The sequence below is a fragment of the Streptomyces sp. NPDC059989 genome (assembly GCF_042736975.1).
Classification (GTDB): Bacteria; Actinomycetota; Actinomycetes; order Streptomycetales; family Streptomycetaceae; genus Streptomyces.
Genome location: NZ_JBHWUO010000010.1, coordinates 201,681 through 210,658 on the forward strand (window position 1 = coordinate 201,681; position 8,978 = coordinate 210,658).

11 protein-coding genes are annotated in these 8,978 nt (G+C 69.9%); 3 read left to right on the forward strand and 8 right to left on the reverse strand.

Features of this window, described 5'->3' with window-relative positions; all coding sequences use genetic code 11:
- Positions 1–155: 155 nt before the first annotated feature.
- Positions 156–809, forward strand: a complete 654-nt coding sequence (locus ACFWBN_RS11955) for a DUF1326 domain-containing protein (protein ID WP_385174555.1) — start codon at positions 156–158, stop codon at positions 807–809.
- Here the strand turns inward: ACFWBN_RS11955 and ACFWBN_RS11960 are convergent.
- Both ACFWBN_RS11960 and ACFWBN_RS11965 read right to left on the reverse strand, forming a co-directional pair.
- Positions 781–1,566 (reverse strand): MBL fold metallo-hydrolase, encoded by a 786-nt coding sequence (locus tag ACFWBN_RS11960; protein ID WP_385174558.1) that lies wholly within the window; start codon positions 1,564–1,566, stop codon positions 781–783. The two genes, ACFWBN_RS11955 and ACFWBN_RS11960, sit on opposite strands and share 29 nt — an antisense overlap.
- 118 nt (positions 1,567–1,684) lie before the next feature.
- Positions 1,685–2,662 carry a GlxA family transcriptional regulator gene (locus tag ACFWBN_RS11965; RefSeq protein WP_385174560.1) on the reverse strand — a complete coding sequence of 326 codons (978 nt, stop codon included), beginning with the start codon at positions 2,660–2,662 and terminating at the stop codon, positions 1,685–1,687.
- A gap of 217 nt (positions 2,663–2,879) precedes the next feature.
- On the opposite strand from ACFWBN_RS11965, the gene ACFWBN_RS11970 reads away from it, so the two are divergent.
- Both ACFWBN_RS11970 and ACFWBN_RS11975 read left to right on the forward strand, forming a co-directional pair.
- Positions 2,880–3,923: a hypothetical protein gene (locus ACFWBN_RS11970; RefSeq protein WP_385174563.1), complete on the forward strand. Its 1,044-nt coding sequence runs from the start codon at positions 2,880–2,882 to the stop codon at positions 3,921–3,923.
- 41 nt (positions 3,924–3,964) lie between these two features.
- The gene (locus ACFWBN_RS11975) at positions 3,965–4,975 is read left to right on the forward strand and encodes a TauD/TfdA family dioxygenase (protein ID WP_385174565.1); all 1,011 of its coding nucleotides are present in this window, start codon (positions 3,965–3,967) and stop codon (positions 4,973–4,975) included.
- Between the two features lie 211 nt (positions 4,976–5,186).
- Here ACFWBN_RS11975 and ACFWBN_RS11980 read toward each other — a convergent pair whose 3' ends face one another.
- From ACFWBN_RS11980 to ACFWBN_RS12005, 6 genes are all read right to left on the reverse strand, one after another.
- Entirely contained in the window at positions 5,187–6,008 is an 822-nt protein-coding gene (locus tag ACFWBN_RS11980) for a lipase family protein (RefSeq protein WP_385174568.1), read from the reverse strand.
- Positions 6,009–6,191: 183 nt separating this feature from the next.
- Positions 6,192–6,401 carry a hypothetical protein gene (locus tag ACFWBN_RS11985; protein WP_385174570.1) on the reverse strand — a complete coding sequence of 70 codons (210 nt, stop codon included), beginning with the start codon at positions 6,399–6,401 and terminating at the stop codon, positions 6,192–6,194.
- Between the two features lie 63 nt (positions 6,402–6,464).
- A complete protein-coding gene (locus ACFWBN_RS11990) occupies positions 6,465–6,755 on the reverse strand; it encodes a hemopexin repeat-containing protein (protein ID WP_385174573.1) in 291 nt (96 codons plus the stop codon).
- Positions 6,756–7,031: 276 nt separating this feature from the next.
- Entirely contained in the window at positions 7,032–7,244 is a 213-nt protein-coding gene (locus tag ACFWBN_RS11995; RefSeq protein WP_385174576.1) for a hypothetical protein, read from the reverse strand.
- Between the two features lie 117 nt (positions 7,245–7,361).
- On the reverse strand, positions 7,362–7,511 hold the full coding sequence (locus tag ACFWBN_RS12000) for a hypothetical protein (RefSeq protein ID WP_385174579.1): 150 nt from the start codon (positions 7,509–7,511) through the stop codon (positions 7,362–7,364).
- Positions 7,512–7,730: 219 nt separating this feature from the next.
- Complete coding sequence (locus ACFWBN_RS12005) at positions 7,731–8,942, reverse strand: MFS transporter (RefSeq protein ID WP_385174604.1); 1,212 nt, start codon at positions 8,940–8,942, stop codon at positions 7,731–7,733.
- Between the last annotated feature and the right edge of the window lie 36 nt (positions 8,943–8,978).

Genomic DNA, 8,978 nt, shown 5'->3' on the forward strand with positions numbered 1-8,978 from the left:
CGATGGCCGCGCTCGCGGCAGCACGGCTTTTACCCACGTGCCGACGGGAGGAGAATTGATGACGACCCGCGGCACCGAGCGCCTGTTCTGACGTCCGGCGGGGCCTCGCCGACCAGGCGGAACCCTGTCCGTGCGGGCCATCAGGAGGCGACGAGATGACTGAGACGACAGCGACCGTCCCGAGATGGCACACGGTCGGTGACTGGTTCGATACGTGCAGGTGCAACGTTCCCTGCCCCTGCTCGTTCGCCCAGCTGCCCACCTACGGCGACTGCGACGGAGTCCTGGCCTGGCACATACGCGAGGGCAACTACGGTGAGGTACAGCTGGACGGCCTCAACGTGGTGATGCTCGGCGCGTTCGTCGGCAACATATGGGCCGAGCACACCGACACCTACGCGGCGGTGTTCCTCGACGAACGCGCCGACGACGCGCAGCGCGAAGCACTGCAGATGATCTTCGGCGGCCAGGCCGGCAGCTGGCCCGCCGAGATGGTGAGCATGATGGACGCCGAGATGCGGGGCATGGACTTCGCCCCCATTCAGATCGAGGTGGATGAAGACCTCGGCGGCTGGAGAGCCACGATTCCCGGCCGGGTCGAGGCGAGCGCCGTGGCCCTCACCGGGCCGACGACGCCTGAGGGTGCGCGCGTACAGTCGACCAACCTGCCGGGCTGTGAGACCGGGCCGGGACAGGTCGCGACCTGGGGCCGCTCGACGGCGGACCGCGCCGACGCCTTCGGCTTCCACTGGAGCCGCGACGGTCAGTCCAGCAAGCACATCACCTTCGACTGGACGGGCCCTGATTGAGGCCGGTAAGTGCCGGATCCCGAGTGGTGAGACGCCCCCGGGCGGCGAGGCGGGCGAGCCGGCGCTGTTCACGGGTCGCCCAGCGCCGTACGCGGTCGGGGTCGAGCGCCGTTCCGTGGCCCACGTGGAGGCGCGTGGGGTTGAGGGCGAGCATCTCCCGCAGGCTGGCGAGGTTGCCGAGCGGGTCGTCGTGGAAGGGCGGGTTGGCCGGCTTCCCCGGTATGAGGCCCATGAAGGAGTTGGCCACCAGGTCTCCCGCGACGAGGTCACCGGTGTCGGTGATGACGGAGAGCGAGCCCGCGGTGTGTCCCGGAGTGGGCATGATGCGCGCCGCGATGCCGAAGTCGCCGAGGCTCGTCTCGCCGCGGACCAGGACGTCCGGTTCGAGGGGTTCGGCCTGGACGTGGAGATTCTTGTTGCGGTTCATGAGGCGTCCCATGGGGCCGGTGGGCAGGTACGGCTCTCGGACCCGGCCGGTTCGGAAGGGGTCGAGGTCTGCGATGTGACCGGCGACGGGTGCTCCGGTCAGCCGCTGCAGCTCGGCCGCGGAGCCGAAATGGTCGATGTGGCCGTGCGTGATGACGATCAGCGCGATGTCCGCGGGGTCCACCCCGTGCGCGGCGACCTGATCGTAGATCTTGCGGGCGCTGCCCGGCGTTCCGGCGTCAACGATGACGGGGCGCCGGCCCAGCAGCAGGTACGCGTTGACCGCGTGCCTGCCCAGGACCGGAATCGGGATGACCTTCGTGTGGGACATCGTCTTCTCCCTCGTGTAGTGGAGCGTGTTTCGGGCATGCCGGTGTTCACCACGAGCCCCGGGGGCCGGGGACAGGGCGGGATCTTGTGTTTCGGGGCGAGGCGCGGCTCGGACCGGCCTAGCGGAAGCGGCGCCGGTACTCGGCGGGAGTCGTTCTCAGCCGGCGCTGGAAGGAACGGTGCAGGGTTTTCACCGAGCCGAGACCGCTGGACGCGGCGACTTCCGGCAGGCTCATGTCCGATTCCTCCAGGAGCCGGCGGGCAGCCTCAAGCCGGGCGGCCTCGACGTAGGAGGCAGGAGTGCTGCCCATGCGCCTGCCGAACTGCCGCGAGAAGTGGCGCGCGCTCAGATTCATCCGGGCAGCGAGGGCTTCGGCCGAGAGGTCCTCGGCAGGATGCTCACCGATCCACCGGCACAGCGCTTCCAACGGATCGTCGGAGGGACCCGGTACGGAGAGCGGCACGCTGAACTGGCTCTGCCCGCCCGACCGTTTCACGTACATGACCATCATGCGGGCGGTGGCGAGCGCGACGGCCTGGCCGTGGTCCTCGGCCACCATCGCCAGAGCCATGTCCAACCCCGAGGTCACCCCCGCGCAGGTCCACACGCGTCCTGACCGGATGAAGATGGGGTCCGGCTCGACCCTGAGCTCCGGATGGTCGGCGGCCAGCTGGGCGGCGGTGAGCCAGTGGGTCGTGGCCCGCAATCCCTTCAGGAGCCCCGCATCGGCCAACAGATGGGCGCCGGCGCAGATCGAGCCGATCCGGCGGGCCCGGGGCTCTCCCCGGCGCAGCCACGCGCTCACCGTCTCGTCGATGACCGCCTCGACGTTCTCCCCGTCCTGGGCGATCGCACCGGCCACCAGCAAGGTGTCCACCCTGCCGTCCACCTCGTCCAGGGACAGGTCGGACACCATCCGCAGACCGCTGGAGGTCAGCAGCTCACCTCCAGCGGCCGTCGCGATCTGCACCAGGTATCCGGCCCCCTCCTGCCCCACGACCCGGGTCGCCACGGAGAACACCTCGGCGGGCCCGGTGACGTCGAGCAACTCGACTCCGGGGAACGCAACGATGACGACTCTTCGCGGTGGGGGCATGCACCGATCATTCGGCCTGCGCCGCGTGACCGCAATGACGAGGTTGTCTCAGATCCGGACATCGGGAGCGGCACACCGCCGCACCGGAACATCTTGCGGATCAGGGTTTCGGATGGAGTGTTCTTGGCGAAGTACTTCCACCATGGGCTTATCGCCGGATACCGGTCATCCTGCTGTCGCTGTCTTCCGTGAGCCCCGAGGCGGTCGGCCCGTACCCGTGCTGGGTCCACGGGTGGATGCCGCGGCGCAGCGGACCGCGTGCGTGCTGGCCGGGTTGGCGACCCATGCCAGACCTGTGGAGCGGGCCCTCGCGCTGCGGCAGGCCGATGCGACTGCCGGTGAGTTGGTGGCCGCCCTGTCGGCGCTGGCTCCGGCCGCGGCCGGTGAGGAACTGCCGGCGGAGTCGACCAGTCAGTCCTACTTCCGGGTCCGCGAGGGGGAGCTGTCAGATCAACAGGCCGCCCTGCACGGCGCCCTGGTCATCCACCGCGGTCTGGAAGACCTGTGTGAGGCTCCGCTGTCGGGTGCCGACCTGGCCCTGGAGGTGACCGGGATGCGGCAGGCGGTGCTCGACCTCACCGGCGCAGCGGCGGACGCCGACCGTGACGACGTACCGCCGGTGGCCGTCCCCGAGCCTGGCGCTGGGCCGTCGTTGGAGAGTGTGTGGAGTGCCCGGTGGCTCATCGGTCACCAGGTCCACGTCCTGTTCAACATCTGCGCCGCGGTCGCCGTGGCCGACGCCACCCGCCATCTACGGCACGGCGACGGCGATGCCGCTCTGCTGCGGCTGGCAGACGCGACGGCGTACGTGCGGGGCTTCCCGGCGGCCATGACCCACGCGAGTACGGTCCCGGCCGACTACTACATGGCGGAGATACGCCGCACCATGGCGCCCCCGTCGGTGGACGTTCCGTTGAGCGGGCGCCAGCATCGCGGATACAAGCTGTTCCGGGCGGCGATGAAGGAGCTGCTGTCCGTGGTACCCGACTCCTACGAGCAGTTGGCGGCCCGCGCCCCGGAGCTGGCCGAGGCACGGGGCGCGCTCCTGGAAGCCGACATCGTGGACGGTGAACGGCACGTCACCCTCGCGTACTCGATGGTGCATCTGCGTCGTTCCATCGCTCAGAAACCAGAGGGCCCAGACAACGCCGTCGCCGAACTACGGCTCATGCGCCATCGCCGCGCGGCCCAGTACGCCTCGCTGATCCGATTCGGGGACCACTACATCGCCGACGCCGTGGCCGGCCTGCGCCACTCGTGAGTCCGCGTGTCCGCCGCCCACACCTCCGGCAGGAGACCCTGATGCCCGAGACGACGCCCGGCACCACCCGAAGCTCTGCCGTCGCCGCCGACTGGGCACTTGACCCGGCCGATGCCGGCGCGTGCGAGCGGCTGGCCCGCACCCTGTGCACTGGCGAGCACGACCTGGTCGACAACCCCGAGTGGGTGGCCCGGGCCCGGGACGCCTGGGAGGACCTTCCGTTCCCGCTGCGCCGTGGGGTGCGCCGATTTCGAAGGCACTCCGGCCCGCAGGGCACCTTGGTGATCGGCGGCCTGCCCGTCGATCAGGCGGCCCTGCCCGCGACACCGTCCGTACCCGGCTCGGTCCAGCGCCGGGCCACCGTCTCGGCCGCGGTGCTCACCATGGTGGCCTGCGGACTCGGCGAGCCCCTCGCCTACCGGGCAGAGAAATCCGGCGCCCTCGTGCAGGACGTCGTGCCCGTGCCCGGGCAGGAGAGCTTCCACGGCAACGCCGGATCGGTGCCGCTGTCCTTCCACACCGAGAACGGCTTCCACCCCCACCCACCCGACTATGTGATCTTCCTGTGCCTGCGCGCCGACCACGACCGGATCGCCGGCATGCGCGTCGCCGGCATCCGCCAAGCGCTGCCGCTCCTCACCCCAGCCAGTCGCCAGGCCCTGTTCGCACCGGAGTTCATCACCACACCACCACCTTCCTTCGGCCCCGACGCTGCCGCGAGTGAGCCCGACGTCGAGCCCCGACCGGTGCTGTCGGGAGCGGTCGAGGATCCCGACATACGGATGGCCCAACTCGTCACCACCCCGCTCACCCCTCGGGCCGCCGCGGCGCTGACCGCATTCGGCCGCGCCTGCGAGGCGACCGCCCGCACCCTGCGCCTGAATCCGGGCGACCTGGTCATCATCGACAACCGCGTGACCGTCCACGGCCGTACCGCCTTTCACCCCCGTTACGACGGAGCAGACCGCTGGCTGCAACGCACCTACGTCACCACCGACCTGCGCCGCTCCCGCGACCACCGCCCCCACGACGGCCACGTACTCGCCCGCTGAGCACCTCCGGTCCCTCGGGTAGGTGTTCACGTACGTCCACGAGGAGCACTCTCGCCGGGCCAGGCAGACCGAGCCGGCCTGGGGAGAGGCGGCGGAAGGCCTTGATCGGCCGGACGACTCCTGGGCAGGTGAGCCCCCGCCCTCGAGCTGTGGGGGTTACGAGCGGGTCGCGACACGGAGGCGTGAACCGAGCCCTCGGAACCCCGCTCCTTCACACGAGGTTCTTCTCCATGGCCGCGAGGTAATTCTTGATGGGGTGGTCACGCAGGGCGTCGCCTGCGGGGGCAAGAAGGTCCGCTGTGGCGCCCTTGACCCGGTCGGCCAGTGCGCTCGTCAGCGGCATGGAGGAGCGGATGCGGCCGCCGGCGTCGATGTAGTGCAAGGTGTCGACGTGGGTGTAGGCGGGCTCGGGCGGCAGTTGCGGGACGATGTCGTTGTTGTTGACATAGCGGTGCAGGCGGTCTTTGAAGCCCTTGTTGCAGGAGGCGGCCAGGAGCCGGTCGCAGGTGCGGGGCTGGCCGTAGGTGTAGATGCCGTCGGCCCGCAGGCGCGGCTCCTCCAGGTACATGCGGCAGCCGGCGAGCATCGCGAGTGCGCCGCCGAGGCTGTGGCCGGTGAACCACACGCTCTGGTCGTTGTCCCGGAAGTCGGCGAGCGCGTCCCTGACGGTGGGGAAGATCGAGTCGAGGGCCTGGCCGAAGCCGTAGTGGATGTAGCCGGTCTTGCCCGGTCCCGGCCACGGGGGCGTGGTGGCGTCCGAGAGCCAGTCCCGGATCTGCGCGGGCTCGGTGCCCCGGAACCCCGTGATGATCATCTTGTCGCTGGCGATCGTGTACGCCTGGGTGTCCTCCAGCGGGAACGGCGGGGTGAACCGGGTGTGGTGGTGACGCACCCGGCCAAATCCCCATGCGCGGGCTTCGGCATCGATGGTGGCCTCGTCCTTGTAGGCGAGGTCGGCGGCCCGGACCATCCAGTACGCGAGCTGGGGGCTGTGCTTCCTGGCGGTGTGGTCGATCGTCGACGGTACGGACACGGCTTCTCTCCCGGCCATGGCGAGTAGTGGGACCGTCCGCGGAGCAGGTCGCGGACTGATGTCGCCCGGCCCGGTCGCGGGCCGAAAGGCCGGCCCCGGCCGGCCGGGCAACCAGACGCTAGCCGGGAACCGGTGCGGTACCCGGCTCCCGATCTCCGACCGGTACGCAGGAACGATCCCTCGTCACCCGGACGGACCGGGGCTGCACGACGGGGCGTTCCAGCCCCCGCCGGTGACGATGTAGCCTTCGGGCGCCTTCACCTCGATCTTCTGCACGCCCTTGGCTTCGACGATCTTGTACTCGAGGCCGGAGCCGTTCTTGCCGCCGAGTGCGACGTACGCGGTGTCGCGGGCCTTCCCGGCGGTCTTGGCGGCGGCATCGACGATTCCCATGTGGAGCTCCTTCGGTGGAGGGAGGAAGAGACTGGGCGGCCCGTGCGCGCGCTGGAGCCTCGCTTAGGGGAGGCCGGGCCAGTTGGCGGCGATGGGCCTCGGGTACCCGTCGTCGACCTTGTCGGCCGCGATGTCGTAGCGGACGTACTCGGAACCGCGGAAGAAATACGCCTTGCCGTTGTTCCACACCACGCCGGCGTCGACGCGGGACGGGAACGGGCCCGGCCAGTTGGCGGTGATCCGCTGCGGGTAGCCGGGGTCGACCTTGTCCTTGGTGACGTCGTAGCGGTAGTAGTTCCCGCCGTCGAACAGGTACGCCTTGTCGTTGTTCCAGAGCACGGGTGCGGTCACCATTTGCCGAACACCTCCTGAGTGTCGTGGTCGCGCTGGGGGCTTGCGCTGTCAACGTTCCACACCCGTCCGGCGCGAAGAAGGATCACCCGGAGCTTGATCGTTCCTGCAATGGACATGACCACCCGTGCGGCCCAACAGTCTGCCCGGCGCGCCGTAGGTGTCCACCAACAAGGCGTATTCCAGGGGGAATTGCTGGAACCTTCAGCAACGGGCCGACGGTGAACCGTCAGCCCCCACCCCACCGACGGAGGTGGGGGCTGAGAGGGGACGCCAAGCTCAGCAGGCCGCGACAGGGTTGTCGTGCGTGATCGCGCACACCATGACGGAGCCCCGGTTGTTGGCCGCATACCGTTCGAGGAGTGCGGCTCGGAACGACTCCCACTGGCGCGTGATGTCACGTGTGGCCAGGGCGCGCGCCTTGTTGAAGTTGTCACCGATGAGGGACCGCGATGAGCCGGCGGCGTCCTTGGCCAGGGTTTTGTCGTGCATGACGCGCCCGGTGCAGTTGGCCAGGCTGTAGTCGGACTGGAAGTCCCCATAACAGCCCGTGGTCAGATCCCGCGGGAGAAGACACGTACTACTACCGCCCTCCGGCACAGGGCCCGATCAGCATCCCGAACCCGCGAGGATCCCCACGACCCGTTCGCCGGGCTCGTCTTCTGCGGGCCCGACGGCCACCCGCCCGGACCGCACCAGGTCCTTGACCGGTTCCACCGGATCTCCGAGGAAGCCGGCCTCCCCAGGATCACCGTCCACGACCTACGGCACCTGGCCGCCACCATCACCATGACCGCGGGCGTGCCCTGACCAGCGCCTCCGCGGAGCCCTCCACCGGCTCCGCTCCCCCGCCCCGCCCGCGTTCAGCACCGTGGCGAACCAGCCCCGAACCGGGCGTGCGGGCGCACAGCGTGCACATCCGTACATGCTGTGCGCTCATCGACGTGGGAATCGATGCTCGCATCATGCACTCTTGACTCACGGAGTTGATGTCGCGTCACCCCGACCCCACACTGCGAGGCACGCGGCCACACCGGAGAGCACCGCGAGCAGCCCGAAGAGCAGGGGGTAGCCGCCGAGAGGGCCCGCCAGGGCGGCGCCGGCCCAGGGGGCGAGGGCGGCGGCGATGTGGGCCGGGGCGCCGAGGAGTCCGGAGAGGCGGCCGTAGTGGGCGGTGCCCCAGCGGTCGGTGACGGCGGTGGCCTGCAGGAGGGTGAGGTTGCCGCGGACGACTCCTGCCAGGACCGCGAGGATGACCAGTAGAGGCAGCGGACCCGGGATGAGAGCGAGCGCTGCCGTGGTGGCGCCGCCGAGTGCGATGAGCGTGACCGTGCGGGCGGTGACCGTGGTGCGGTCGGCCAGGCCCGCGTAGAGGGTGCGGCCGAGTGTCTGGCCCGCGCCGCCGAGTCCCAGGGCCCAGGCGGCGGTTGTGGTGTCGGCGCCGCGCTCGGTGAGGAGCGGGATCAGGCCGATGACGACGGCGTACATGGCGAAGCTGGAGAGGGTGAAGGCCGCCGCCAGGACGACGAAGGGGCGGGTCTTGGCCACCGGGGTCCGGTCGGTGGTGGGCGGGGCCGGAGGCGCCGGGGGCCAGGGGGCTCGCAGGGCCAATGCGTGGGCCGGAATGGTGATCGCGGCCAGGATGATGGCCAGGACGGCATAGGTCTGCCGCCAACTGAGGTGCTCCGCAAGCGTGGCGGTGAGCGGTGCGAACACCGTGGAGGCCAGACCGCCGGCCAGGGTGACGATGGTCAGGGCCCGAACCCTGCCAGGTCCCCACCAACGGGTGACCGCAGCAAATGCGGGTGGATAGAAAGTGGCCGCCATCGCGATCCCGGCCAGGATCCAGCCGAGGAAGAAGACGGGCAGGTTGGGAGCGGCGGCGATGGTCAGGACGGCGAGTGCGCCGATGACGGATCCGGCGGTCATCACCGCTCGGGGACCTTGGCGGTCGAGTATCCGGCCGACGGGGATTCCGACCAAGGCGGAAACGAGCAAGGCGAGGGAGAACGCGCCCGTGGTGGCGTTGCCGGACCAGCCGGTGTCGGCCGTCAGGCGCGGGTTGAGGACAGGGAAGGCGTAGTAGACGATGCCCCAGCTGGTGACCTGGGTGGCGCACAGGGCGGGCAGGGAGTCGCGGGTGACGACAACACAACCCCAAACCAGAAAAAAGACGAACGCCCACTGGATTATTTAAAGGCTTAAAACGAAAACCACGGCCGCGGG